This window comes from Pseudoalteromonas sp. ECSMB14103 (assembly GCF_000813065.1).
In the GTDB taxonomy this organism is placed as follows: Bacteria; Pseudomonadota; Gammaproteobacteria; order Enterobacterales; family Alteromonadaceae; genus Pseudoalteromonas; species Pseudoalteromonas marina.
Genome location: NZ_JWGY01000005.1, coordinates 83048 through 109226 on the forward strand (window position 1 = coordinate 83048; position 26179 = coordinate 109226).

General features: G+C 38.3%; 23 protein-coding genes and 1 pseudogene. 11 read left to right on the top strand and 13 right to left on the bottom strand.

What is annotated here, in order from left to right; all coding sequences use genetic code 11:
- Positions 1-136 precede the first annotated feature (136 nt).
- The 4 genes from RF53_RS10125 to RF53_RS10140 all read right to left on the bottom strand — a co-directional run bounded on the left by RF53_RS10125 (position 137) and on the right by RF53_RS10140 (position 5895).
- A complete protein-coding gene (locus RF53_RS10125) occupies positions 137-2185 on the bottom strand; it encodes a S9 family peptidase (RefSeq protein WP_008129677.1) in 2049 nt (682 codons plus the stop codon).
- A gap of 145 nt (positions 2186-2330) precedes the next feature.
- The gene (locus tag RF53_RS10130; protein WP_008129681.1) at positions 2331-3557 is read right to left on the bottom strand and encodes a threonine/serine ThrE exporter family protein; all 1227 of its coding nucleotides are present in this window, start codon (positions 3555-3557) and stop codon (positions 2331-2333) included.
- A gap of 107 nt (positions 3558-3664) precedes the next feature.
- Complete coding sequence (locus RF53_RS10135) at positions 3665-4894, bottom strand: glycosyltransferase (RefSeq protein ID WP_039037560.1); 1230 nt, start codon at positions 4892-4894, stop codon at positions 3665-3667.
- Positions 4891-5895 carry a LacI family DNA-binding transcriptional regulator gene (locus RF53_RS10140; RefSeq protein ID WP_039037561.1) on the bottom strand — a complete coding sequence of 335 codons (1005 nt, stop codon included), beginning with the start codon at positions 5893-5895 and terminating at the stop codon, positions 4891-4893. The genes RF53_RS10135 and RF53_RS10140 overlap by 4 nt, the downstream gene beginning before the upstream one ends.
- A 164-nt stretch (positions 5896-6059) precedes the next feature.
- Between RF53_RS10140 and RF53_RS10145 the strand changes: the two genes are divergently transcribed.
- Together RF53_RS10145 and RF53_RS10150 are read left to right on the top strand one after the other, a co-directional pair.
- Positions 6060-8522, top strand: a complete 2463-nt coding sequence (locus tag RF53_RS10145) for an alpha/beta hydrolase family protein (protein ID WP_039037562.1) — start codon at positions 6060-6062, stop codon at positions 8520-8522.
- A 71-nt stretch (positions 8523-8593) separates the two neighbouring features.
- Complete coding sequence (locus RF53_RS10150; protein WP_039037563.1) at positions 8594-9211, top strand: LysE family translocator; 618 nt, start codon at positions 8594-8596, stop codon at positions 9209-9211.
- Positions 9212-9263: 52 nt separating this feature from the next.
- Here the strand turns inward: RF53_RS10150 and uvrA are convergent, their stop codons facing one another.
- Complete coding sequence (gene uvrA, locus RF53_RS10155) at positions 9264-11846, bottom strand: excinuclease ABC subunit UvrA (RefSeq protein ID WP_039037564.1); 2583 nt, start codon at positions 11844-11846, stop codon at positions 9264-9266.
- Between the two features lie 193 nt (positions 11847-12039).
- Here uvrA and RF53_RS10160 point away from each other — a divergent pair, with 193 nt between their 5' ends.
- A complete protein-coding gene (locus tag RF53_RS10160; RefSeq protein ID WP_039037565.1) occupies positions 12040-12444 on the top strand; it encodes a hypothetical protein in 405 nt (134 codons plus the stop codon).
- A gap of 17 nt (positions 12445-12461) precedes the next feature.
- On the opposite strand, the gene RF53_RS10165 is transcribed toward RF53_RS10160, so the two are convergent.
- From RF53_RS10165 to RF53_RS10175, 3 genes are read right to left on the bottom strand one after another with little or no spacing between them, the layout of a single operon-like run.
- Positions 12462-13250 (bottom strand): LytR/AlgR family response regulator transcription factor, encoded by a 789-nt coding sequence (locus RF53_RS10165; RefSeq protein ID WP_039037566.1) that lies wholly within the window; start codon positions 13248-13250, stop codon positions 12462-12464.
- Entirely contained in the window at positions 13247-14287 is a 1041-nt protein-coding gene (locus tag RF53_RS10170; protein WP_039037567.1) for a histidine kinase, read from the bottom strand. Before RF53_RS10170 ends, RF53_RS10165 begins: the two co-directional genes overlap by 4 nt.
- Before the next feature lie 27 nt (positions 14288-14314).
- Positions 14315-16168: a CIA30 family protein gene (locus RF53_RS10175; protein WP_039037568.1), complete on the bottom strand. Its 1854-nt coding sequence runs from the start codon at positions 16166-16168 to the stop codon at positions 14315-14317.
- Between the two features lie 490 nt (positions 16169-16658).
- On the opposite strand from RF53_RS10175, the gene RF53_RS10180 reads away from it, so the two are divergent.
- Both RF53_RS10180 and RF53_RS10185 read left to right on the top strand, forming a co-directional pair.
- Positions 16659-17801: an acyltransferase family protein gene (locus RF53_RS10180; protein ID WP_235420618.1), complete on the top strand. Its 1143-nt coding sequence runs from the start codon at positions 16659-16661 to the stop codon at positions 17799-17801.
- Between the two features lie 727 nt (positions 17802-18528).
- A complete protein-coding gene (locus tag RF53_RS10185; RefSeq protein ID WP_039037569.1) occupies positions 18529-19218 on the top strand; it encodes a hypothetical protein in 690 nt (229 codons plus the stop codon).
- 115 nt (positions 19219-19333) lie between these two features.
- Here RF53_RS10185 and RF53_RS10190 read toward each other — a convergent pair whose 3' ends face one another.
- The 5 genes from RF53_RS10190 to RF53_RS10210 form a co-directional block, all read right to left on the bottom strand.
- Positions 19334-19813 (bottom strand): hypothetical protein, encoded by a 480-nt coding sequence (locus tag RF53_RS10190; protein ID WP_039037570.1) that lies wholly within the window; start codon positions 19811-19813, stop codon positions 19334-19336.
- 238 nt (positions 19814-20051) lie between these two features.
- Complete coding sequence (locus RF53_RS10195) at positions 20052-20363, bottom strand: hypothetical protein (protein ID WP_039037571.1); 312 nt, start codon at positions 20361-20363, stop codon at positions 20052-20054.
- Positions 20364-20394: 31 nt separating this feature from the next.
- Positions 20395-20688 (bottom strand): hypothetical protein, encoded by a 294-nt coding sequence (locus RF53_RS10200; RefSeq protein WP_039037572.1) that lies wholly within the window; start codon positions 20686-20688, stop codon positions 20395-20397.
- 530 nt (positions 20689-21218) lie between these two features.
- The gene (locus tag RF53_RS10205; protein WP_039037573.1) at positions 21219-21740 is read right to left on the bottom strand and encodes a site-specific integrase; all 522 of its coding nucleotides are present in this window, start codon (positions 21738-21740) and stop codon (positions 21219-21221) included.
- A 141-nt stretch (positions 21741-21881) separates the two neighbouring features.
- Positions 21882-22430 carry a hypothetical protein gene (locus tag RF53_RS10210; protein ID WP_039037574.1) on the bottom strand — a complete coding sequence of 183 codons (549 nt, stop codon included), beginning with the start codon at positions 22428-22430 and terminating at the stop codon, positions 21882-21884.
- A 104-nt stretch (positions 22431-22534) separates the two neighbouring features.
- Between RF53_RS10210 and RF53_RS10215 the strand changes: the two are divergent.
- From RF53_RS10215 to RF53_RS10235, 6 genes and pseudogenes are all read left to right on the top strand, one after another.
- Positions 22535-22759, top strand: a pseudogene (locus RF53_RS10215) (DUF4288 domain-containing protein); the annotation flags it as partial.
- Positions 22760-22892: 133 nt separating this feature from the next.
- On the top strand, positions 22893-23048 hold the full coding sequence (locus RF53_RS19595) for a hypothetical protein (protein ID WP_235420619.1): 156 nt from the start codon (positions 22893-22895) through the stop codon (positions 23046-23048).
- The gene (locus tag RF53_RS19600; RefSeq protein WP_235420620.1) at positions 23042-23275 is read left to right on the top strand and encodes a hypothetical protein; all 234 of its coding nucleotides are present in this window, start codon (positions 23042-23044) and stop codon (positions 23273-23275) included. Before RF53_RS19595 ends, RF53_RS19600 begins: the two co-directional genes overlap by 7 nt.
- Before the next feature lie 212 nt (positions 23276-23487).
- Positions 23488-23613, top strand: coding sequence for a hypothetical protein (locus RF53_RS19655; protein ID WP_268747292.1), 126 nt, complete (start codon positions 23488-23490; stop codon positions 23611-23613).
- 117 nt (positions 23614-23730) lie between these two features.
- A complete protein-coding gene (locus RF53_RS10230; RefSeq protein ID WP_039037576.1) occupies positions 23731-25140 on the top strand; it encodes a serine hydrolase domain-containing protein in 1410 nt (469 codons plus the stop codon).
- Positions 25141-25706: 566 nt separating this feature from the next.
- Positions 25707-26141 (top strand): potassium channel family protein, encoded by a 435-nt coding sequence (locus tag RF53_RS10235; protein WP_008129698.1) that lies wholly within the window; start codon positions 25707-25709, stop codon positions 26139-26141.
- Positions 26142-26179: the final 38 nt, after the last annotated feature.

Consider the following 26179-nt stretch of genomic DNA (forward strand, 5'->3'; position numbering starts at 1 on the left):
GGTCGAATTATGAAATTGAGGCGAAGAATTAATTTAGATTTTATCACAGCATGAGCTTGCTAGGGGATATTGGTTCTACAAATAATAAAAAAAGGCCAGCAACAATGCCGGCCTTGATATTTTAACTTACCACAAATTATTTATTGGCATCTTTTACTGCTTTAAGTTTTGCTGCGTGGTCTATTTCGTAATCAGGCATGTCTTTTTTACCCTCTATTAAATAGTTATCCATCCAACGCATTAAACGTAAGCTGTAGTCGTATTGTGCTGCCACTTTACGGTTGCCGTGGCCTTCACCCGGGTAATAAACAAGGCGTACATCTTTACCTTGTACTTTCATGTAGCGGTAAAGCTCCATAGATTGCGCAGGGTGCACGCGTGGATCGTCTTTACCGTGCATAATAAGCAACGGTGTTTCTGACTGACCAGCCCAGTAAATTGGGCTGCGCTCTAAATACCATTGCCATTTATCCCACGGGTATGAACGGGCATGCACTAGGTGCATTTCGTTTGAAATATCAGTGGTACCAAACTTAGAAAGTTGGTTAGTGACACCCACAAACATAACACTTGCTGCAAAATGTTCAGTTAGTTTTGTTGCGCCCCAAGCAGAGGCGTAACCGCCGTAAGAACCACCTGTGATACCAACGCGTTTGCTGTCAACTAGACCCATGTCGACTAAATGGTTTTTAAAGTCCACTAGGTCGTCAAACTCTTTACCAGCGTAATCGTTTTGCCCTAGCTTTGAATAATCAACGCCTTTACCTGTAGAACCACGATAGTTTGGATAAAATACCGCGTACCCACGTGCAGCACCCATTTGGCCAGGGCGAGAGTAATTGGTGATCCACCCATCTTTGTCGTGACTTTCTGGGCCGCCATGTACTGACATTATAAGTGGGTAGCGTGTGCCTTTTTTGTAATCGAGCGGGTATACAAGTACGCCGTCTAGTTCAACGCCATCACGCGCTTTAAGTTTAATCGTTTCTTGTTTAGCAAAACGTTTATCGTTCAGCCAGCTGTTTGAGTCTGTTAAACGCTTTGCTTTTTTACTACGCACAATAAACACTTCGTTAGGGTGCTTAGCACTGTTACCACGAAGTGCCAATGTTTTATCTGAGTCAGAAACACTTAACTGCGTTGCAATAAATTGGCCTTCATCAACTAACTTTTTGTATTTATTAGAGCCTGCTTTGATACTGGCAACAAAGCTTTGCGTACCTACATTGGCAATAAAGTTAAGCGTGTTACGCTTATGCGACCATTCAAAATCAACGACGTGGCCCATAAAGTTAGGTAGCCACTCAGTGATTTTTGCGGTTTCAGTGTCAGCAATAAATAAGCGGCCAGTTGCTGGGTCGTGCTGATCTTCTGCGCCTAAAATAGCGACGTATTTACCATCATGCGACAGCTCGGCATCGCCCAATTTACCCTGTGTTTTAAACGATAAAGTTACTTTTTCGTTAGCAATATCGTAAAGGTGCCACATTGATTTAGTATAGCGATCGTCAATAAGTGCTGTAGGTTGAGTTTTAACGAGTAGCTTTTCACTGTCGGCTGACCAGTTAACATCGCTTACATAGCTATCAATGTTTATGGCTGTTGGCGATAATGGTTTATCTTCTTTGGCCAAATCAACAACAAAGAGTTGTTTGTTTTTTAAACCTAGTTCGTATACTTCTGCTTTAAAACCAAGTTTTTTTAATTCTTTATCTGATTTGTCGGCAGCGGGCATCGCTAATAACGCAAGCTGTTTATTGTCTGGGCTTAGTTGATAACTTGAAATAGAAGTCCCTTTTAACGACATAACTGCTTGTGCTTGTCCGCCATCAACAGGAATTTGGTAAAGCGAAGTAAATTTATCGTCTTTAAGCTTTGCTAAAAAGTAAATTGTTTTGCTGTCGTTTGACCACTGTAGGCTTTTAATATTAACCGAGCCGGTAATAAATGGGCGTTCAACACCTTCATCGTCTACAACGTAAAGTTCGCTGTAATTGCTGCCATTTTCGTCAACGTAAAGTTTGCGTGGTAACGAGCGTGTAAATGCAACGCTTTCACCATCTGGGCTAATACTTGTTTGTATTACCGATTTTACTTTTGGAATGTCTTCAACTGTGATTGCTGATTGCGCAAATGCAAGGCTGCTTGAAAGCCCGATTGCTAGCGCTAAGCTTGTCTTAAGCATTGTTATATCCTTTATTTTTAAAATCCAGATTAGTATAACAAGCTAAGGTTAATAAACTAAAAAATGCGATTAATGCTCAAAAGAGGGCGTTAAATGAAGGTGATAAAATAAATAATGAATAGCGCGGAATGTACCGCGCTGCTTTTTATAAACTTTTTTTAGGCGGTAAGGCAACGTTTGCAAATATAAGCCCGGCTACAAGCGACATAAATATTAAAAATGTTTGCTGGCCTATATGCTCTGCATATATAAAGTCTTGGCCTTCAATAAGTGAATTTAAGCCAATGTAGGTTTTGCTACCTGGGACTAATACAATCAAGCCCTGCATTGCCACAATTGAAGCCGGCGCATTAGCAACACGGTTAAATAAATTACTAAAAATACCCACCGATAACGCGCCAACAAAAGTACCCAATGTGTAATCTAAATACATTGCTGACCCAATACTTGTGCCATAGGCTATAAAGCCTGATGCAATAGACCAACCCGCATGTTTTAGTTTGGTTCTAAATATAACTATTAGGCTGCTACACAGTAAAAATATAGCAAGCCAAGGTGTCCAGCTGGGTAAAGGCTCTGGTTGAACAAAGTCTGCTTGGCCAAAAAGTGCAAAGCCAATGCCTATACCTATAAAGCCACCAAAATAGAGTTTAAACAGCAACATAAATGAGTCCATTACTCTTGCTGTACCCGAGACCAAGTGGCGAGCTGCAAGCTCTGCCAATCCAAGTGCAAGCGCAAGGCCCGGTATAAATACAATAATGGCAGAAAGCACCACTAAGCGTATGTTTACTTCGGGTGTTATATAAACGCTTACAGCACAGGCCATAATTGCTGAAACAATAGCAACAAGTGGTTCAAGCATATGCGCTACACGTTTAGAGCGCATAGACCACAATACAAACATATACACCACAAGGGTGAGTAACGCAGACCAAATTACATCGGTCCAACTGGTGCCCATAAGCATTGCAAATGCGCCGCCCGAGGTTGCAAATGCAATACCTGTGGTTAATTTATTGTAAGGGTTAGGGGCATCAAAAATTATATCTAGCTGCTGGTCTACTTCTTGAAGAGACAATTCTTCATTAAGCATTTTATTTACAAGGTCGTCGGTATCGGCAAGTGATCCTAAATCATGATCGCCTGGGTCAACTCGTGCCACATGCGTATACTCATCTTCATGGCCGTCGGTCCAAATAACAAAGGTGACCGAGGTGGGCGACATAACAAACGACGATTTGAGGCCTAAGTATGTGGCGACTTCCATTAAGTGTGCTTCTAGGCGGTAGGCAGGCGTACCGTATTTATGAAGCATTTTACCCAACTTAACGATAAATTTGCGTTTTTCTGTAAAGGTTGCAGTTTTCAAATCTTATTTAGGCCAGTGTGTAAATAAATTAGCTAAAAGTATAGGCTAAAACGCCCATATGTAATGGGCGCGATTTTAAAGACTAATTGGTGTGTGTCTAGTCATTTTTAATCTAATTTTTTATTTTTTTCTGCTATCCATTGCGCCATGTATTGTGTGCTTCGCATTGTATGATGTTTGAGCATTTGTCCGGTAAAGTTTTTTTCACGATGCGCGCTTAGATCGCTGCTTATTGCATCTATTTTATTAATGAGCGCCGCGCTTAATTTTACTTTGTCGTATACGGTGTTAAGTAGCGTATTGCCAGCTTGCTGGGCATGTTTAAAATCGGTTTCATTGGTGTAAAGCTCAACGGCTGCGTTTGCAAAGTCTTCGGTATTATTAGCCACTTTACCAGACCAAGGTAAATCGTTGTGCATGCCCTCTACACCAATACTGGTGGTAACGCTGGGTGTTTGCATTATCATGGCTTCAAGTAATTTACCTTTAATACCAGCGCCAAACCTCAGAGGAGCTAAACATACGCGCGCACTTTGCATTACATCAAAGGCGTTATCGGCCCAGCCTTTTATTAAAAAACCCGTTTTAGGGTTATTAAGTGCTGTGGCTTTAGGTGGCGGGTAAGAGCCATAAATATGTAGTTCTGCTTTTGGTAGTTGTTTACGAATTAACGGCCATATTTTTTGCAAGTAAAGTACTGCGTCCCAGTTTGGCGCATGCCTAAAATTACCTATCGTCATAAAGTGCTGACGTTCATCAAAGCTTTTAGTGGTTTCGGGCAGCGAGGTTAAATCGACCATAAACGGTAAATGGTGTAATAAGCTTGGTTCGACCTTAAATACGCTATTGAGTAATTCCATTTCGTAGCTTGAAATAATTAGGCTTAGGTCGCAACGCAAAATAGCCGCTATTTCGCGTTTAGCTATGTCTGAATGTAAATCGCTTGTTGTAAATTCACGCTCGCCTTTGTGCGCTTCATAGCGTGCGTTTCGCAGGCACTGTAAATCTTCGGTATCGAGAATCTTAATGGCATTGGGGCAATGCTTATCAACGCGCCAACCAAATTGTTCTTCCATCATAAATCGGTCAAACATTACAATATCTGGGTTATAGGCTTTAACGTATTCGTCAAAGCTTTCGCAATTAAGGGCAATGCTTTGGCTTGTTATACCAAAGTCGTCAAGGTTTACCATGTGCTCTGTGCGTTGAGCGGGAGTAGCAAACTCCACTTGCCAGTTTTGTGCTGTAAATGCGTTCAATAATGACATCATGTGCGTACCCGCAGCGGATGAGTTGGGCTCTGGCCATACGTAGCCAATTACCAGCACTTTTTTCATTGGCTAGACTCTTTAATTTGTAAGTTAACATTTACCAGTGTTTTAACCGGTGGGGCTGTATTTTGTAATAGTTCTTGTAGTACTAAAAGGCAACGTTTTGCGATTTCATGCGTGCTGATTGCAACACTCGTTAATGTATCGTCAAGTAAGGCGCTATTTTTAACTTGCTGACAGCTTACTACTTTAATGCGTTGATTAGCTGCTAAGTTTAGTGTGTTAATGCTTGCTAGCACGCCGTGGGCGATAATGTCATTCGCACACACAATGGCGTTAATAGCAGGGGTGCTTTTATAAGCCTGTGCAAAAGCATTTTTGGCACTAAGAGCGGAATTTTCACCACATTCGATTGCGTTTAGTGGCGATATACTGTGTTGTGCACATGCGGTATTAAAGCCGTGTTGAAGTGTTAAGCAGCTGCTTAATTGTAAATTGCTGCCTATAAACGCAATGTTTGTAACCCCTTGAGAAAGTAAATGCATGCTAACTATATGGCTTGCTTTTTTGTAGTCGGGTAACACACAAGGTGCATTACTAAATGCAAGCTCTTGCATTAACGTAACAACGCTATGCTGAGAACTTAATGTGTCTAACCATTGGGTGCATGTATTAGTCACAGGGCAAATTATAAATCCGGCGGCGTTGTATTCTTTTAGTTTATTAATTGCCTGTGTTTGCTGCTCAACGTTATTGTTACTGCTAACAATAACGGCCTGAAAACCTTCATTGTTTAATATTAGCTCAAGCTCGGTGGCCAACTGTGCCATAACAGGGTCAGTTAAATCATTTATAACCACAGCGATTAAATTAGAGCGCTTTGAGCGCATAGCTGCGGCATCGCGATTATAAACGTAGCCTAACTCATCAATTGCTTTTAATACTTTTTGTTTGCTTTTATCACTGACTTTTTTACTTTGAGTAAGCACCAAAGACACCGTTGACTTAGACACACCTGCAAGGTCGGCAACATCAAAAATTGTGACAGATTTAGCTTTGTTATGCATAGTTGTGTTTGTCGCAGTGATAAATTAAAAACGCGTTAGTGTAGCTTAAACTGGGCTGTTAAGTCATCTTTTGCCATGTGTTGAGCCACCTTAATGCTTTATGAACAAAGCAAAACGTGTTTATATACACTTAATTGTGTAAAAAATAACAAAAGGATAAAAACATGAACGCTTTTAGGCTGTTAGTTGCCTTTATTTGTTGTGTTGTATTACTACCATTTAGTCATGCAGAGCAGGGCTACCAAACTCCTTCGCCTGATTTAGCGGCAGTGGTAGATGCTAAATTGGCGCCCACAAGTTACTTATCAAGTGATGGTCAGTGGCTTGCGCTATTTGAACGCAGGCGTGTTGTATCGCTTGATGAGCTTGCAATTGAAGAGTTAAAGCTTGCGGGGATTAAACTAAACCCGGCTAATTTTTCACGCACACGGGTGCGCGCAAATTTTAGTGCTGTAGAACTTAAACATGTGCAAAGTGGCACTGTTATTAATATTAATAACTTACCAAATGGTATTATTCGCTCGCCTAAGTGGTCTTCTAATAGCAAATACTTAGCGTTTATTGTTGAACAAACAAACGAAGCAAATTTATGGCTGTATAGTGTTGAAAGTAAACAAGCAAAAATGCTTTCAAGTGCTGCGTTAAATTCAGTTTTAACGGCATCGCCATACCAATGGTTACCAGACAGCACAGCCATTATTGCAAACCTAGCTGTAAATGTGGGTAAACCACGACTAGAAAACAACAGCCAAAATGTTGTGCCAGTTATTCAGCAAAGTACTGGTGAAAAAGCCCCTGCACGCACGTATCAAAATTTATTAACGAGCCCATTTGATGAAGCTCAATTTAAGTTTTTTGGTCAAGGCCAGTTGGCTTACATTACTCTTGATGGAAAAGCTCAAGCCATTGGCAGTCCCGCACTTTTTAAATCGTTTTCGGTATCGCCTGACTCAACTAATATTTTGGTGGCGGGAATTAACGAGCCGTTTTCGTATCAAGTGCCTTACAGCCGCTTTGCGACAACGTGGCAAATATGGGGTATGCGCGGTTTTGCATTAGCCGAGCTTGCTAAGCAACCTTTGGCCGATAATATTCCACAAGGTTACGACAGTGTACGTACAGGAAGACGTAATTTTGAATGGCGAGCAGATCAGGGTGCTGAAGTTATTTGGGCAGAAGCGCAAGATGGCGGCGACATGAAAACTGACGTGCCACACCATGATTACATTTATAGCTTACGTGCGCCGTTTAAACGCGAGCCAAAGTTATTTGCAAAAGTAGAACGTCGTTATGAGGGTATGGAGTGGGCTAATAACGACATTGCTATGCTTAGCGATTGGCGCTTCAGCGACCGTCAATTACGCACGTATGTAATACAGCCGCGTAATGCCGATAGTAACCGTGTGCTGTTTTCAGAGCGTAGTTATAACGATGCTTATAAAGACCCAGGTAATGCTATTTACGAGCGTAACGATTTAGGCGCTAATGTAATTAAAGTGGTTGGTGGGCGTTATATTTACCTGCGCGGCAATGGCGCGTCAGAACAAGGTAACATCCCGTTTTTAGACAGGTACGATGTAAAAACAAATAGTAGCAAGCGTTTATGGGAATCTAAAGCGCCTTATTACGAGCGTGTAAGGGCGCTGCTTGATGACGAAGGCGAGCGCTTTATTACTGTTCGTGAGTCTAAAACTGAGCAGCCTAACTTTTTTATTCGTGATTTAGATGACGATTCGTTAACCCAACTAACGCAATTTGAACACCCATACCCTGCTTTTAAAGGTGTAACAAAAGAACAAGTGCGTTATACGCGCGACGACGGTGTTGAGCTTTCTGGCACGTTATATTTACCACCAGGGTACGACAAAACACAAGGCACTTTGCCTGTGCTTATGTGGGCTTACCCGCTTGAATACAAAGACAAAGCCGTAGCGTCGCAAGTTCGCGAGTCGCCTTACGAGTTTACGTATATTGGTTACTGGGGTCCAATGCCGTACCTTGCCAAAGGTATTGCCGTGTTTGACGATCCTAAAATGCCGATTGTAGGTGTTGATGGTAGTGAGCCAAACGATAACTTTAGAACACAACTTGTAGCAAGCGCGCAAGCTGCGGTAGATGTGTTAGTTAATAAAGGGATTGCTGATAAAGACAAAATAGCCATAGCAGGGCATTCATACGGTGCATTTATGGTTGCTAACTTATTGGCGCATAGTGATTTATTTAAAACAGGTATTGCTCGAAGTGGTGCGTATAACCGTACGTTAACACCGTTTGGTTTTCAGGGAGAAGAACGTGATTTTTGGCAGGCGCAAAGTGTATACGCTAATATGTCGCCGTTTTTTCACGCCGAAAAAATCAATGAGCCAATGCTCATGATACACGGTAAAGAGGATCCTAATTCAGGCACTTTCCCAATGCAAAGTGAGCGAATGTATGCCGCGCTTAAAGGCTTAGGAAAAGATGCCCGTTTAGTTATGCTGCCTTACGAAGCTCATGGCTACCGCGCACGTAAAAGCTTATTACATGTATTGTGGGAGCAAGAGCAGTGGTTAGATAAGTATTTGTTAAATGATACACCACAGCCAGTAGAGGTCGTTAGCGAACCTGCTGTTAATACCCAGCAATAACAATACACATAGGCAAGCAACAGCGCGGCTACTTATAGCCGCGTTTTTGTTATGAATACGAGAGTAAATTAATGATTGATGTAGCAGCACTGGCAGTTTTTATTTCTACCTTCTTTTTTGTATCTATCACACCGGGTATGTGTATGACCCTTGCCATGACATTAGGTATGAGCATCGGTGTGCGCCGCACCCTTTGGATGATGATAGGTGAGCTGTTAGGGGTTGCAAGTGTAGCTATTGCGGCGGTACTTGGGGTTGCAAGTGTCATGCTAAATTATCCTGATGCGTTCGCTATTTTAAAATGGGTCGGTGGTGCCTACTTAATTTATATAGGTATAAATATGTGGCGCGCCAAAGGTAAAATGTCGGTTAATACACATAGCCCAAGTGATGTAAGTAGGCAGTCGCTTTTTACGCAAGGGTTTATTACCGCTGTTGCTAACCCAAAAGGGTGGGCGTTTATGATCTCACTATTGCCGCCGTTTATTAATGTTGACCAGGCTGTTGCGCCACAGTTATTTATTTTACTTAGCGTAATTATGATAACCGAATTTGTAAGTATGTTAGCGTATGCAACAGGTGGTAAAAGCCTACGCTTGTTTTTAGCCCGAGGCGATAATATTAAATGGATGAACCGGATTGCAGGCAGTTTAATGATGCTTGTAGGTGTTTGGTTAGCCTTAGATTAATAATAAAGAGCCCGTGGCTCTTTATTATTTTGCTCATAACGACTATTAATTTTTAATTAGAACCTGCGTGATTTAACTGCGCTTTTAAAAATGGTGCCGTTTTACTTTTTTGTGACTCAGCGACCCTTTCAGGTTTTCCTTGTGCAACTATTACCCCGCCTTCGTCGCCAGCTCCTGGGCCAATATCAATAACCCAATCACTGTTACTGGCTACTTGCATATCGTGCTCAACCATAATGACGGTGTTGCCAGCATCAACTAAGCCATTTAACTGCGCCATTAGCATGGCTACATCTTTTGGGTGTAGGCCTGTGGTTGGTTCATCTAAAATATAAAGCGTATCGCCTCGCTGTGTACGTTGTAGTTCAGTGGCAAGTTTAATACGTTGTGCCTCGCCGCCCGAAAGTTCAGTAGCAGGTTGCCCTAAACGTAAATAGCCAAGGCCCACTTGTAAAAGCGCATTGAGCGCGCGCAAAATAGCGGGATCATCGGAAAAAAATGTATGCGCTGACTCAACGGTTAAATTAAGCACATCGGCAATGGTTTTCTCTTTATAGGTAATGTCGAGTGTTTTTTGGTTATAGCGCTTGCCATTACACACAGGGCAAGGCGAATACACGCTGGGTAAAAATAACAGCTCTACGCTTACAAAGCCTACGCCTTCGCAGTTTTCGCAGCGGCCTTTTTTAACATTAAACGAAAAGCGACCGGCATCGTATTTTCGCTTTTTTGCCTCAGTGGTGTTTGCAAATAGCTTACGTACTTGATCGAATAAGCCCGTGTAAGTGGCAAGGTTTGAGCGAGGTGTACGGCCAATGGCTTTTTGATCAACCGTTATTAGGCGCTTTATGTGTTCAATGCCCTGAGTTATTTTCCCGTCGGTTGCTACGTTGAGCTCTTGCTCGAGTAAATCTGCTTCGTCGGTTGGCATTTGTGGCTGCGATTTTTGCCCAAGTGCATCGTAAACCAAGTCAACAAGTGCTTGGCTTACTAAGCTCGATTTACCAGAGCCAGATACTCCCGTAACACTTGTAATAACCCCAAGCGGAAATTCTACATTAAGCTTTTGTAAGTTATTACGTTCAACATTTTTAAGCGTTAGCCACGCTTTAGGCTGGCGTTGCTTGTTTTGTATGGGAGCCTGCTGGGTTTGGTTATTTTTAAATAAATACTGACTAGTGTGTGAGCTACTAATTTGATTTAAGCCTTCAACGGGGCCGCTATAAACTATGTTACCGCCATGGGAGCCCGCATTTGGTCCAACATCGACTACCCAGTCGGCATGTCGAATAACACTTACGTCGTGCTCAACCACAAATACAGAGTTACCAGCAGCTATTAGTTCATCTAATGCGCTTAAAAGTGCTTGTGTATCGGCAGGGTGTAAACCAGCAGAAGGTTCATCTAATACATACACAACACCAAATAATTTTGAGCGAAGTTGCGTTGCTAGCCGCAAACGTTGTAACTCCCCTGGTGATAACGATGGGGTGGTGCGCTCAAGCGATAAATACCCTAGGCCAAGTTTAGTCAGTGACTCTATACGTTTAATAATATCGCTTGTAATACGCTTAGCGACGATGGCTTTTTCTGGGTTTGTAGCGTTACTTTTAGCAGGGATATTAGCGGCAATGCTTAATTTATCTGCAAGTTCGTTTAATGTTAACTGCGAAATTTCGCCTATATCAAGGCCTGCGACTTTAACCGATAACGACTCTTTTTTAAGCTTTTTACCTTTACAGCTTGGGCATGGGGATATTTGCATAAACTGCGACACTCGTTTTTTAATACGAGGGCTTTGTGTTGTAGCAAAAGATTTAAGAACAAAGCGCTTAGCACTGGTAAAAGTACCTTTATAGCGAGGTTTTTCGCCATTTTTAATGGCGTTTTTAACCTCTAAAATAGTGTAGTCTGGGTAAACAGGTACAGTGGGGGTGTCGTCTGAAAATAAAATCCAATCGCGTGCTTTTTTCGGTAACTCATACCATGGTATGTCGATGTCGTAACCAAGTGATACCAGTATGCGACTTAAGTTTTTACCTTGCCATGCTGGTGGCCAAGCTTCTATTGCGCCTTCGCGTATCGTTTTTGTATTGTCGGGCACAAGTAGTTGTTCGGTTACCTCAAAAGTGCGGCCAATGCCCGAACATTGTGGACATGCACCTTCGGGGGTATTTGGAGAAAACGCATCGGCATACAAAATGCTCTGCCCTTTAGGGTATTCGCCAGCGCGTGAGTAAAGCATTCGCAGCGCGTTAGAAATAGTAGTTACGCTGCCAACCGATGAACGAACAGAAGGCGCACCGCGCTGTTGCTGCATTGCTACTGCTGGTGGCAGTCCTTCAATTGAGTCTACGTCGGGTTCGTCAACCTGATCGATTAACCTGCGTGCATAAGGCGATACCGAATCAAGGTAACGATGCTGCGATTCAGCAAATAATGTTCCAAAGGCGAGCGATGATTTACCCGAGCCCGATATACCAGTAAACACCACAAGCGAATTACGGGGCAGGTTTACATCCACATTTTTTAAGTTATGAACACGTGCGCCTCTTACTTGAATGCTGTGCTCAGTGTTTAATAAAGCCGATTGCGAATTTTCAATCGCGGCTGAACTGTTAAATGTGGTTGCCATGTAATTGTCTCCGTTTAATCGCCATGTTTATTAGGTGAAATTAAAACTAAGGTTACACAAGCCACCCTGAATGAGCGCTTAGTGAGCATTACTGTATTTGTTGTGTATGTTTACATAATAGGTAAATGCTGAGAGTATGCTTAACTACGTAGACTATACAAACGTCAATAAACGCTCGAAGGGGGTTATTAATATGGTTAAAGCATGGATTTTAATGTTGATTTTACTGTCGTCTTCGGTATTGGCAAATACTGAGAACGTAATAAACGTAGACAGAGCCATACCCAATAGCTTGCATTTAGCATTTCCAAACGATGCTAACATTACGCCTAAAAAAGGCGACTTCAATGTTTTAAATTACATATTAATGAGTAATAACGAGGGTGAACGCTGGGCGGTAATAACACTCACTAATTTATCGACGGGCAATCGTGAGCTTAACGAAGACCACTTACTGGCTTTATTCGCTGATGGAACGCGACTACCTCCTCAACCTTTTAAATTAAGTTTTAAGGGTAACGAAACGCAGTCGGTAACTGTCTCGTTTGCTGAACATAAATTTCCTATTTTAAGTGTTTACTCAAGTAATGATCAGTAGCTAACTTTAAAATAAGCCTAAATATGCAGTAATTGTTTTAGCTTATCGGCACCGGCTCTGCTGGTGTTAAGCTCCGATTTTACATCGTCGTTTACAATCACCATCAATTTGCCGTTAAACCAGCGCTGTATTTCTTTTATATGGTCAATATTAACCAAATAACTGCGATGAATACGCACAAAATTGTGCGTGGCTAGGGCGTGTTCAAGCTGATCGAGCGTGTCGCTCAAATGATTAAACGTTTCTCCATTCCACGCTAAGCTATTTCCCTGCTCTGATTTAATAAATTTAATATCGCTTGGGGAAAGTAAAAATATGCGCTCACCACTTTTACTAACCAGTTTGTTTAATGAACTTTCGGTGAGTGTAAAGGCGGGTTCACCTGCGCAGCTAGTTACATGAGTGTGCGCTCGTTGTTGCTCTAATTGCTGCTGTGCTTTGGCTAACGCTTTTTTTAATCGTGCAATTGGAAAAGGTTTGAGTAAATAGTCAGTTGAGGCGTGCTCAAATGCTTCAATCGCAAATTGGTCGTACGCGGTTGTGTAAATAATAATGGGTTGATAGTTAAGTAAATCAATGAGTTCAAGGCCATTAATTTCAGGCATTTGAATATCAAGCAATACCACATCAGGAGTCAGCTCATTAATTAATGCAATGGCCTCTTTGCCATTTGTGGCTATACCTACGACGTCAACATGCTCCATTAAGCTTAATTGATGGTTTAATTTTTCGCGAGCAGGAAGCTCGTCATCGGCAAACAGTATGCGCATTTTAGTCGTTTTATTTGGCAGGTTTATATTGTTCATAACGCTAGCTCCAGCGTAACAACAGCACCATTATCATTACTGAGCAATACTTTACTTTGTCCAAGTTGATTAACGCGTAGCATAATGTTTTTCATCCCAATACCTTTTCCGTAGCCACATTTTAATACGTCGTCAGTAAAGCCTTTTCCGTTGTCGCTTATCACAATTTTTACCCCGTTAGACATTTCACTCAGGGTAATATTAAGTGTAAGTGAAGTTTGTTTAGCATTGTGCTTAATTGCATTTTCAATAATAGGTTGAATAAGTAGAGGTGGTAGCGTTTTGTTTTTAAGGGTATTAGGAATGTGGTAATTAACCTTAAGCTTATCGCCAAAGCGTGCTTTTTCAATATTTAGGTACTTTTCTATTATGGTAAGCTCTTGCTGTAAAGGTATTTGCTGTTGCTCTGCGGTATCAAGCGAGTACCTTAAAATATCAGCCAGTTCATGCAGTACTTCATCGGCTAAATCGGGTTTTGTGTGTATGTAAGCGGAAATTGTATTTAAGCTATTAAACATAAAATGAGGGTTTAGCTGGTATCGCAATGTAGCAAGTTGGGCTTGTTTAAGCGCATGTTTTTCAGCTGTTACGCGTTTTTTGCTTTCAATAAAAATACTGGTAAGGTAAATGCACGAGCCCCAAAGTAAGCCGTTAAATACAACAAATATCCCCATTGATTTATGCCCATCAAAAAGTAGTGTGAGCACTATATCGGTAAGCACATTACCGAGGGCCATAAATACAACGGCAATTAACCATTCAAGTGCTGTTTTATTAATGTGCTTATTGCGCAGAAAAAAAATAACCGCTGCCGCACTCCATACCGGAACCCAATAAAAAGTAATAAACCACACGGTTGCGGCGAGTGCACTGCCGCCTGTTAAGGGCGCAGAGTTAGCAATTATCAGCCCAAGGGCATAAGCAATATCAACAATAAGTAGAATAAAAAAGCTGTATTTGTAAAAAGGATGTTTGAGCATAATAGGTGCTTCTTTTTGTAAGTGATTAAACCATAACAAAAAACAGTCAAAACCCAAAGAGTTTGCGTTTTGACTGTTACTTATTTAAAAGTAAGTTAGCTCTTTGATTTGTAGTGTGTTTTTTAACGGCTCGTTGCTTGCGCCTGGCATTTTACGCCACATTAAGTTAACCCCTGTTAATTCTGTTGCCGACCACGTAACGGGGCTACCAAACCCAAACTGTTTAAATGTAGTGAAAGGTATATCAAGCGTGGTCCACTCATCGCGTGGTTTTAAAAGTACACTAAAGTGATCCCAATCTTTTACATCACTATGATAAACAGACATAGCAAAAGGTGTAGTTGAGCCTTTATAGGTTAAGCGAATACCTTTAAATGTTGAGGCATCAGCCGGTGACGAAAACTTAATTTCAGCGCCCGCCCATGCACCAAAGCTGGTAGGCTTTGTAATGGTTGTATCAATAGTTAAGCTATTTTTATGCGTGGTAAGCGTTGCAACAGACTGCCCACCCATTACCGAATCGCTCATAGCTTGCCATGGTGTATCACCGGTAAAATCATCAATACTATGCTGTGCTTGGCTGCTTTTAACTTCTTCATTGCAGGTAGGGCCTTGTGGTGTAATGGCCTTGTTTTGAGCAATAAGCGCTGGGCGGTCTACTTTTAAACCTGTTTTATACACCTGTGAGATAGTGTGAATATGATTTATATCATTAAGTGGGTTTTGTTTAAGCAGTACAAAACTTGCCTCAAAACCTTTAGCAAGTTTGCCAATGCTCCCAGCTTTATTAATCGCTTTTGCGCCGTTAACCGTTGCTGCGTTAATTATTTCACCATTAGTTAGGCCTGCTTTTTTAAGCGCATCTAACTCGTTGTGTAACCCAATACCGTGCAGCGTGTATGGGTTTCCGGCATCAGAGCCTGTGCCAATAGTAATATTAGCTTTATGTAGCTTTTGTATATTTGCATAAGCTGTTTTACGCTCATCCCACGCGTGCTCTTTCCACTTTGAAGGTGCAGGCACCTTTTCAAACAAACACCCTTGAAGCTTTTCAGGGATAGTTTTTAGTAACTCGCTTTGTGAGCTAATAGTATGGTTATGCTTTTCATCGCTGTGATTGTGGTACACCGCAAGGGTAGGAATGTAAGTTACGTTATGATCTTTCATTAGCGTAATAAACTCATCGTCAATCGCTTCGCTATTAATGCCGTGCGCTAAAGCCGTTGCACCGGCCTTAATTGCGCGTTTACCATCATTTAGTGTAGAAACATGCACAAAATACGGTAAATTAGCGGCTTTAGAGCGCTTACCTAGCTCCGCCAGTTGGCTATCAGTTAACGATTTACCCACACCGCCAAAGGTTTCAATAACTGCTTTAGTTACATGTGGCTTTGTGCTTATATGTTTTTGCCACAGCGCTGCTATGTCTTCATCTTTTGCAATTTCGTATGCTTGGCCACCAAACTGCGTGCCATGCCCGCCAGGGTTGGTAAACAAAGTACCCGCATAAAAAAGGTTAGGGGTTAGTTGGGCTGCTTTTAATTGAGCGGCTTCGTTTAGGGTTTGTTCAAACGAAAACAAATCAACAATGTTAGTTACGCCTAAATACAAATTAGAATTAAAGTGCGACTTAACCGGCAAATACTGAAACTCAGTAAAGTTACTGCCCGATGAGCCTAAATGTACATGTAAATCAATTAAACCGGGTATTGCATACTGGTTGTTGGCGTTAATTGTTTTATCTGCGTTTTGTAGTGGGTCAGTCGCTTTAGTAATGCTTACAATTTTACCCTCATCAATATACAGCGAACTTGGCGCAGAAAAGCTTTGCGAACTACTTTGGTACAAACGAATGTTGTCGACTCGCAGGTCAATGGCGTGAGCACTAAAGTGGCTTCCTAAACTCAGTGCTATAACTGTTTTTGTAATAATGTTCATGACTGTATTCCTTATCAAAAAAATAGGTGTTTGGCGTTTTGTTGATAAGAAAGTTAGCGACTTTTATAACCTGCTTCATTAATGTTTATCTGAATCGACATTATTGGCAGTTGAACCGACACAATAGTAAATAAGCGTTGTGGTGGGGCGGTTCAGGTTCACTAAATTAAGTGCTTTGAATGAGCGACAGGTTCTATTGACGGGGGGGGCTATTTTAAGGCAAAGCTATAAAATTTGATCATGTTTGAATGGTTATTAAGGGCAGTGATGAGCGAGAAATAGTTAGTCAAAAATCTTAATGTCTGAAGTCAAGATCTGACCCTCGACTTGACCGACCCTCGACTTGACCTTAATGTCTGAAGTCAAGATTTGACCCTCGACTTGACCTTTAAAAATAATTATTGCCTTGCCTTGCCTTGCCTTGCATTGCCTTGCATTGCCTTGCCTGTATAATACTTTCGAGATTATTAATTTTTTGGTAGCGAGTAGGATGATGAATAAAAGATTTGAGGCATTGGATGCTTTTCGAGGAATATGTGCTTTATCAGTGGTGTTATATCATATGAACGTACTTGGTTCTGTCACTGAACTGGATTTCTTTAATAATAGTAGTATTTTCGTCGAGTTCTTTTTTGTTTTAAGTGGATTCGTCTTGGCTCACGGTTATGGGTCTAAAGAAAACCTTAATTTCAATACGTTTATGAAAGCGAGGTTTTTCAGGTTGTATCCATTGCACTTCTTTATGTTTTTGGTGTTTGTTATTCTAGAATTTGGTAAGTTGTTTGCGTATAAGTTTGGTGGTTTTGTTTTTAATAATGAACCTTTTACTAATTCCGCTGCAGTTAGTGAAATGATACCTAATTTATTATTAATTCATTCATGGACACCGTTCACAGAAAATATTAGCTTTAATGGACCTTCGTGGAGTATTAGTATTGAGTTTTATATGTATGCTTTGTTATATATATCTATTGTCTTATTTAAATCTAATCGAATAATATCTTGGTTTGCTATCTCATTCACTGCCTTTCTTCTTATGTATTTAGGATCTGAAATATTAGTATCATCTGTGTTGAGAGGGCTTTCTTGTTTTTTTGGTGGTGCCTTTACTTATGTAATGTATAAAAAACTATCACATTTCAAACCATCTTATATTTTGGGAAGCATCGTTGAGACGTTACTACTTATATTGGTTGTCTTAATTGTTCAATCTACTTTTGAATATCGCTCAATTATTGCACCAGTGTTATTCTTTTTTACTGTATTATTTTTTGCTTTTGAGTGTGGTATTTTTTCACAATTATTAAAAATAAAACCATTGCAATATGCAGGAAAGCTATCGTATTCAATTTATATGACTCACTATGCAATACTTTTTTGTTTGTTATCTACTGCTATGGTACTTCAAAAAATTACAGGTATTGAAATGGCACCTATGATTGAAACAATAAGGTTTTTAAACTTTGGTGGTGCTATGATAAATAATTTAGTTGTCATTGTCATACTTGCTATAGTTATTTATATTTCAAGTCTAACTTATAAATATATAGAGATTAAGGGACAAAAATTAAACAAAAAAGTAGGGGCAGATAGTAGTACAGAGCAAACTAGAATCAGCGCTACTAGATCTTAAGCTTATTGCTTTTTGATGTATTCTATTAGGTCAAACTTCTCATTTAATCAACTTTTCTTACAAGCCTATCTAACGGGTAGGCTTTCCTTAAAACCCCTCTAAAAAAGCAACTTAAGATACATTAGCTTTAATCTCATATTCTATTGCTCGCAATGCTCTTCAAAATACTTTTTTAATAAAAACAAATCTCAATTCCGCTCTTTATTAAAGGATTTTCATTAAAGAATATATATTAGTTTTTAATATGTATTAATAGGGTGTCGAATTATGGGGTTTTAGTGGTGCTGTCTCGTGGGGTTTAGTGGTGTTGCCTTATGGGGTTTGGTGGTGTTGAGTTGTGGGGTTTGACAATAAATAAAAAGATGATATTAATAATGCCATAGACGTAAAAAAAGCCACTTTGACGAGTGACTTGATTAAATTGAACTTCATCTATTGCGAGATAAGTATATATTTAACACCTATTTAAATATTGTAAAGTAAGTTGGTGTAAAAATATTATTGTATTTCTTATTTCTTATTTCTTATTTCTTATTTCTTATTTCTTATTGAAGTTTAAGCGTTTAATTTAACAATTAATAAGAGAGAAAAATATGAATAATAAAAAATATTTTATGGCGGTTCCGAACGAAATCATGAGCACCAAGACCCTTTACACTACGAATTATTAAACTTTGATGAAAATATCGAACTAAAAGTTTTCATTGCTGTTTTAACTAAAGCGACAATGATTTTCAAAGTAAATAAAAATAAAGATATACAAACTTTTTCAACAGTCGGTCTCTTGGGCGATAATAGCTTTTTACCTAAATCAATCAATCTAAAAAAATTAACTTCAATCATTCAAAATATGGAAAATCAATCTTTTGATACATTAACTATAAATCTTAAAACAGTGTCTTTTGAGCTTTCAAATGTTTATAAAAAAGCGACAATAAAAAACGGATTTTCAAAAGTTAACTTGATGATTTTAAAATCTCTTAGATTTTTAAAAATTACTAAATTAGCGATTCTGACAGAAATTAACCCAAAGGGTTATTTACCTTTAAATTACTTATTAAAAGTATTGAACGCCAATCAAAAACTATCAAGAACAGGAAGGATAATGGAAATTAAGCAAGCATTTAAAAGCCTTGAAGAACTTGGCTTATTAGACTGGGAATACATCTATCCAGTAAATAAAAATGTTAAAATTTCACCAGACGATTACAAGTTTCACTATAAAGCAACAATAAAAAATAACGACACAATCAAGGAAGAAGAAAGCACGTTAAAAGAAGTTAAAAATGACATAATGGAAAATATTGATAAAACTTTTAACGAAGAAGATTTTGATTTAGATGAGTTATTAGAAGAGCTTAATGAACCTGTTTCAGTCAAAAAGAATGATAATGAACTTTATGATATACCTTTTTAATTATAAGGTAATAAAACGATAATTAATTCACTAACGCAAAAACCAAAGGTTTTCTTGTTTACTCATTATTTTTTTTCAAACAAAAAACGTTTGAAATAAACTAATCGAGCTGTTCTTATTTATTAAATATTATTGTCATTTTCTTCGTTTTTTTACTTTTTAAATTTATAGTATTTTCAAGTTCGGCCGCTTTTTTTGGGTCAACTTTTCTTAATGCCGAAATTGCATTTTTTACATCTGTATTTGAAATATTAATCTCAACAATTGATAAATCCATTTGAGTATCTAAATCATTTAAAAACTCTGTATTGTTTTCAATTCTGTCTAATAATTTTGTTGATACTGGTCTATTATCTTTTTCTAAATCAGCTTTTAAAACTAAATCAATTTTTAATTTTTTATTATGTTTTGAACTTAGATTTTTGTTATTTTCATTGTTTAAAATAAGTTGTTCTGCTTTTTGTATTTCAGCTTTTGATGTTGCTAAAAGTGCATTTTCATCTTGTTTATTTTCGGGCTGATTTACTTCTAAAGTTAATTCTGTCAACAATAGTTTTTTATCAATTTCCATTTCTTGTAGTGCTGTTTTTTTCATTTCAAATATCCTTATTTGGTCTGGGTTTATTGCTGTATTTTCTACGATTTTTTATTTTTTAATATGTTTCTTTTTTGCTTCAATATCTACTTCAGTTTTTGTAATTTCTTTCTTTTTTAAAGGTTTAATTTCTTTAATAAAAACGGGGGGATATCTGATTTTTTAGTTAATGAATCATAAATTGATACAGCCATATCTTTTAATTTTTCAGCTCCTGACAATTTCATTATTTTTAAAGTTAAACCCGGGTTTTTTCATGAAAATATAAAACAAAACTTTTTATTTTTTCAGCATAAAAAGCTAAGTTATCAAATCGGTTTAAATCGTTTTGATGCTCTATTATTTGATCAAGAAGGTTATTTTTCTCTTGCAAATTTTTAGAATGATTTTCAACCAACTCATTTGTTCTTAATTCTAACTCTCGAACAAAATCAGCCTTGTTTTTATGATCTTTTTTTCTCGTTTGTTTCTTTTCTCCTCGATCAAAACCAAACTTTTTAAAATGCTTATGTAATAAGTCTTGTGAGTTCTCCCAATCCTTTTTTCTCATATTGCGTAAACAAGATTTATTTTGTTCAAAATCATAATTTAAAAATACAGCGTGAGCGTGAACATTTTTTTAATATATTCAGTTGTAAAATCTTCATCTGGATTATCAAGAGCAACATATTTTTTTGTTCTTCAGTATCTAATCTTTCATATTTATCAAAATCAATTGTTGTTCCTTCGTCCAAATGAAACTCAAAGCCGATAGGTTCAAAACCATAAAGATTTTTATACTCATTCATAAAGTTTTTTGTGGCTTGTTCTATCTCGTTTTTTTTACCATCATTTAGGCACTTTTCAAACTGCACAGAGTCAAAAATTAAAAACACTATCAATGAACGTATTACTATTTTTTTGAAGAGCTAAATTATTAGCTTTTTTGGCTTGTTCAAGTTTGTTTTGATAGTGACTTTTTAAATTACAATTCCCAAATGAAAAACCAAAGTTATTTTTAGTTAAACATTCAATGGCATTAACGTTTATAGTCATATTTCGTAATACGTGATCAATCTCTCCTACGTTGCTATTTTTATAATATTTTGTATTTACAGCACAATATTTTTGCCCATTTCTTAAGCTCCTTTTATATACAATGAACCATATAAAAAAAGCTAATCAAGGGCTGATGAAAAAGGCTGTGGAATAATGGCTAGAACTGCATAAAAATAAAATTATAAGGCTGATAAAAAGAACTGTGCAAAACACTGTTTTAGCACACTAAAACAGGCTCCGCCTGTGTGAGCTCTTCGAGGACAGGGGAAACCCCAGACCCGTTTGCTACGCTTCACCCGTTGCACTCTCGCAAGCTCACAAGAAAAATTAAAAATTAGGGGCGAGAGGTTAATATCAAAATGTCAGACTAAAATATAACTTCGTGTTGTTTACTTGTTAGTTTGTCGATGTTCTCTTGCGTGCCTATTTTGTGATGGTCATAATGCTTATGTATCATTTCAACCGAACTCCCAACATATTTAGCAAGGACATAAGCATCAACTCCACCTTGAAGCTTTGTAGTTATATAGAAATGCCTACAAGAATATAATGTGTAATGACTTTTAATAATATTATTAGCTTTTAGGTGTTTAATAAAAAGTCCAAACACTCGAATATAGCAAGGGATCTTAATATCTGACGCTTCATCGTCATCATTACTTGAAACTTCATTTTCAACAAACGAAGCTTCAAGTATTAGTCTATTAATACTCATAAAGTTTTTAATGTTTATATCTTTTTCTGGGTTTTGGATTTGAGCAATAGCACATAAAGCATCAAATGCTTTTCTACTTAAAGCAATTGTCCTGTCTCTGGAATAGCCCTTTGTTTTTCCTTTAGTAATTGTTAAAAGGTGATTTAAACCATCTTTTTCAATATCACTAAACATTAGGTTTTTAATTTCTTCACCTGCACGAATACCTGTCTCACCAAGGAAAATAAAGTAATGATATAAAGTTTGGCGATACTCTTTCGTTTTAAAGTTTGGTTTACCAAGGTTGTGAAACTCTTGTAGTTCATTGATTATTTTTTATGATCCGAAACTGTAAAAAGCTTCACGGTTCTCAACTTTATTACTTTCAACTTTTGGCAACGTTGGGAGTTCTGATTTTTTCATATGCTCTTCCTCTTCTAAAAATTGAAATAGTTTTTTAAAACAAGTGGTATTAATTCTTTTTCTGGTCAACGATAGATTTAAACTTTCAAAATATAATCTAATATTTTTTGATGTTAGATCTTTAATCGTTTTATTTTTGAAATAAGGAGTTATAAAATTATGGATCACTAGACGATAATCATCATATATCGTTTTTTGAACTTTAATATTATCTAGCTCTTTTATGACTTCCTGAAAAGCCTGATTGATAGTTAATTCTTTCGTTGCAAGTATTGGTAATCCTGCTAGTTTTTTACCCTCCATATCAAACTTAAAGCGCCAAGCGAGACTTTTAGCTTCGCTAATATCGGATACTGATAAGCTTCTTCTAATTTCTTTTTTATCTATTCTTAATCTGACATAATAGCTTTTAGTATGTTTCTGGCGATAAATAGCCAGTCCTTTATCTAGATTTTCATACATAATAAGACCTATTGTTGTATAGAATGTTGTATAAGTATTATAGTATTGCAGGGTAAGTTATTGAAAATTAAAGTCTTGATGTACATACAGTTAATTCAAAATCGGAAGCATATGAGAAGGTCGAGAAAATTGGTCGAAAGCATGACTATCCGTACAAAGGTGGCCCCGAAGGTGTTGATGTGAAATGGGAGTTCATTGGTGTTACACAGGTTCTAGCGATTTACGAAGAAATTGGAGATGGGGGCGAAATTTTATGGTCGGAATCTACCCGTAAACTCAAGAATCTAAAATCAAATATTCTAAGTAAAAGTCAATGTTTGGAGGGGTAACACTTAACAAATTGCTCCAGTTGACGTATCGGTCTACGCTCCTTTTTGTGCATTCGCGGTGCTCATTTTCGCACAAAAATCCACTACAACCGCTGCGCAACTGAGCAAGGCGTTATATTTCAGGGAGCAATTGATGCTCAAATACTTTTTTGGACTTATAATTTCACTATCATTTGGCGCCCAAGCAGGGTGTAGTATTTCAGATGAAATGAGAGAAATGTATAACGCCAAGTACGCAGAGCAAATATCAATAGATGTAAAACTATCTGGGCATAATACACAGTGTTGATTTCAGCCCCAAAAGCACTTAACTCTGAGCCGTTTCAAGGTTTCCACTTAGTCGCTGACAGTTTTAACGAACCAACGTTTGCGGCAGCCCTAGAAAGTTTTGAAGAAGGTAGTGAATTTAAAACTTGGTTTGACATCGACGCAGGCTTAGTTCGAAAACACTTGATAGTCGTTACATTAGGTGAGGATTGTGGCTTTGATGTCACCAAGGAAGTCTTTTACCAATGAAATATAACAAACAAATTATGGCACTCGCTGGCGCTCGTTGGGACGCAAACACGTGTGCGGCTTCGCCATTTTTGCACACGTGTTTGCGTCTCATATTTGGAAGTTATGTGTACAAGGACAATTGAGCATTGGAAAACACTCCAGAATATCCTATTTGCATCGTTTATGAGGACGAAACAGAAAATGTTGTGTTAGCTAACGCAATGGAGGTTATGACTCACCTCGAATGGTTTGACTCTGATGATCCTGAATCTTGTGCTCAAGTAACAGATGCAAAAAATAAAGCTGTTAGCCTTGAAGTTGAAGCTCTGGAAATTATAGAGCTAAAGTACACATAACAAGGCAAATTAAAAAGGGCGGACAAAAACCAGTTGGCTTTGTTCGTGCCTCACAAACTATAGCCAACTAATTTTTGCCGTTTATTTGCGGCGTTATGACAGAAAGGATTCCGCCAAATGGTTCAAAATTTAGTTTTAATCTTTCTTTTATTCTTTGCCAGTTATTCACTGGCTTTGGACAGTGAGGATCTAAAGCAAGATAAATCTGTTAGTCTCGCAACGATTGCAGACAGCATCGCCATGCAATACCAGCAGATGGGCTGGTTCTCCGGCGCATTACTGATAACTAAAGATAATGAGGTGGAGTTTGCGTCATCTTATGGCTTTCAGAATGTCGAAGAAAAAATAAAGAACAGCATTCAAAGTCGCTTTAATCTTGGCTCAATCATGAAAGACTTTACCAAGGTCTTGATCTTGCAACAGGTTGAGGCTGGCAAATTAAAATTAAGTGATAAACTAGTTAGCTTCGAGTTGGGGTTCAAACAACCTGATGCTGATAAAATCACGATTGAGCACCTACTAAATCATAGTGCAGGCTTTGCTGATATCTTTGTGGCCGAATATCGTCAGAATCAACTTGCATTTGATACTCTAAACAAGAAAATAAAGATATTGATAAATAACCCCCTTTTATATAAACCTGGAACTGATCGAAAATATTCAAATTATGGGTATGTGGTATTAGGAGTGATTCTTGAGAAAGTAACTGGAAAGCCTTTCGAAGAACTACTCAAAAACAATATCTTCAATCGGGTTGAGATGTCTTCAACGACCTTCAGGCCGGTTAATCCTCATGAATATCAGTCAGTCCGATATACATTCCAGTACAATGGCAGTTTGAGGAAGGTCGGTTTTAATGAACATCCTAGTCCCGATGGCGGCATTGAATCGACCGTTGTTGATGTGCAGCGATTTTATCGAGCGTTATTCTATAGCAATAAGTTATTAAAAAACTCAGATGCGATTAATCGCCATTTATTTGCAATGGACGGCTCCCATTGGGGTGCATATGGAGGTGGTCAGGGCATCAGTGCGGCCGCGGAAGTAGATTTGGACACTAGCTATGAAATAGTTGTTTTGGCAAACACTGATCACTTAGTTGCCGAACGCATTTCTGGTCGAATACACTCTTACATCAAAAATGGTGAGTATCAACCAATTAGACAATTGGAAAAAAACTTTGCCTTTAAGTACTACCAATCAAAAGGAAAACAACAATTCTTTAAAAACTTCAAACAGGTTTATAACGACAATGGTTACAGTCGATTCATCGGGAGAACAATTAATGAAGTAGGAATGGAACTACTTAATACCAAATCGTGGACCGAGGCATTTGATATGTTCGAATATTTAGTTTCATTGTTTCCCAATGCACCGCAGGCCTACGACAGTTTGGCATTCGCCTATTTATCGAAAGGAGATAGCGAGGCTGCGAAAAGTACTTTTAGCAAATCTTTAACTATTGATGGTAGTTTTAAAAGTGATTACGTGAGTGATAATTACGGTCATGACAATATGCTCAAGTAAGGACAGGCTATCGCCAGCCGCTTAGTTTTGCGTTATGTGCCATGAGTAACAGAAAGTTTAGTCTCCTGTTTAGAGTCTTACTTATGCTTCTAGTCATTTTAGGAAGTAAGCGGGGTCAAATTTTGACTTCAGACATTAAAGCCTTCGATGTCTGCTCATGGCACTTTGCAGATTAAACCTAATCTATCGAGTTAAATGAAAATTTAACGGAATATGAGTCAGGTGAGTTAAAGCAAGTACAGGCATAACTATCTGTAGTTTTATTAAATTGATGATTTACGCCAAACATTTTTGTTATTGCTTTCCCGGTGATTACTTAGCGGTTTAGTGATGTTTACGGTTACTGCATTTCCTTTTGGTTTTAAGTGTTTATTTCTGTTTTTATTTACCTAAATATTGTCTTACTTAGGTTTTGGCTGAGTTTTAGCACGGTAGTAATAGCAGTAATAAACTGTTAAATAACGGTAGTAAAAATACTTTATTATAGTGAATGTAGGTTCCTACCCTGTTGTGAATTTTATGTATAATGTTACTTAAAATATAAGGATTTAAGCAGTGGGATCAAAATGCTAATACAGCTTATTATTGGAACATTTGTTATTTGTGGCACGGTGCTAATACAAGCAATGTTTATTGGTGTTTTGTCTAAAGCGCTGGCTAATATTAACGATTGGTTACTAAACGGCTCAAAAACTCTAAAGATGATTTTAGTCGTCACGGCAATGGTAATTTGGTTGGTAGGAGGCTTAACGGCGAGTGCGTGGTTATGGGCTGCTATATTTTTAATTTTTGATGTTTTTAGCGAATTAGAGCCCGCACTTTATTTTTCGGTTGTTACCTTTACAACACTTGGTTATGGCGACGTTGTGTTGGGCACTCAATGGCGGCTGCTTGGCAGTTTAACGGCTGTTAATGGGTTAATAATTGTAGGGCTTAATACGGCTTTTTTAATGGAAGCTATTTCTCAAATAAGAAAAGTTCAATCTAAAAAGCCAAGTTAAATGCTCTCTATTGCAATATATAAAAACTCTCTAGTTAA

What these genes read in the sequence shown, in the direction of transcription:
- RF53_RS10150 (WP_039037563.1), top strand. Translation starts at nt 8,594, where the DNA reads ATGATTGATGTAGCAGCACTGGCAGTTTTTATTTCTACCTTCTTTTTT.
- RF53_RS19595 (WP_235420619.1), top strand. Translation starts at nt 22,893, where the DNA reads ATGCTCAAATACTTTTTTGGACTTATAATTTCACTATCATTTGGCGCC.
- RF53_RS10185 (WP_039037569.1), top strand. Translation starts at nt 18,529, where the DNA reads ATGATTTTCAAAGTAAATAAAAATAAAGATATACAAACTTTTTCAACA.
- RF53_RS10235 (WP_008129698.1), top strand. Translation starts at nt 25,707, where the DNA reads ATGCTAATACAGCTTATTATTGGAACATTTGTTATTTGTGGCACGGTG.
- RF53_RS19655 (WP_268747292.1), top strand. Translation starts at nt 23,488, where the DNA reads ATGACTCACCTCGAATGGTTTGACTCTGATGATCCTGAATCTTGTGCT.
- RF53_RS10135 (WP_039037560.1), bottom strand. Translation starts at nt 4,894, where the DNA reads ATGAAAAAAGTGCTGGTAATTGGCTACGTATGGCCAGAGCCCAACTCA.
- RF53_RS10140 (WP_039037561.1), bottom strand. Translation starts at nt 5,895, where the DNA reads ATGCATAACAAAGCTAAATCTGTCACAATTTTTGATGTTGCCGACCTT.
- RF53_RS10145 (WP_039037562.1), top strand. Translation starts at nt 6,060, where the DNA reads ATGAACGCTTTTAGGCTGTTAGTTGCCTTTATTTGTTGTGTTGTATTA.
- uvrA (WP_039037564.1), bottom strand. Translation starts at nt 11,846, where the DNA reads ATGGCAACCACATTTAACAGTTCAGCCGCGATTGAAAATTCGCAATCG.
- RF53_RS10230 (WP_039037576.1), top strand. Translation starts at nt 23,731, where the DNA reads ATGGTTCAAAATTTAGTTTTAATCTTTCTTTTATTCTTTGCCAGTTAT.
- RF53_RS10210 (WP_039037574.1), bottom strand. Translation starts at nt 22,430, where the DNA reads ATGTATGAAAATCTAGATAAAGGACTGGCTATTTATCGCCAGAAACAT.
- RF53_RS10190 (WP_039037570.1), bottom strand. Translation starts at nt 19,813, where the DNA reads ATGAAAAAAACAGCACTACAAGAAATGGAAATTGATAAAAAACTATTG.
- RF53_RS10165 (WP_039037566.1), bottom strand. Translation starts at nt 13,250, where the DNA reads ATGAACAATATAAACCTGCCAAATAAAACGACTAAAATGCGCATACTG.
- RF53_RS10125 (WP_008129677.1), bottom strand. Translation starts at nt 2,185, where the DNA reads ATGCTTAAGACAAGCTTAGCGCTAGCAATCGGGCTTTCAAGCAGCCTT.
- RF53_RS10195 (WP_039037571.1), bottom strand. Translation starts at nt 20,363, where the DNA reads ATGAGAAAAAAGGATTGGGAGAACTCACAAGACTTATTACATAAGCAT.
- RF53_RS10180 (WP_235420618.1), top strand. Translation starts at nt 16,659, where the DNA reads ATGATGAATAAAAGATTTGAGGCATTGGATGCTTTTCGAGGAATATGT.
- RF53_RS10205 (WP_039037573.1), bottom strand. Translation starts at nt 21,740, where the DNA reads ATGTTTAGTGATATTGAAAAAGATGGTTTAAATCACCTTTTAACAATT.
- RF53_RS10175 (WP_039037568.1), bottom strand. Translation starts at nt 16,168, where the DNA reads ATGAACATTATTACAAAAACAGTTATAGCACTGAGTTTAGGAAGCCAC.
- RF53_RS10160 (WP_039037565.1), top strand. Translation starts at nt 12,040, where the DNA reads ATGGTTAAAGCATGGATTTTAATGTTGATTTTACTGTCGTCTTCGGTA.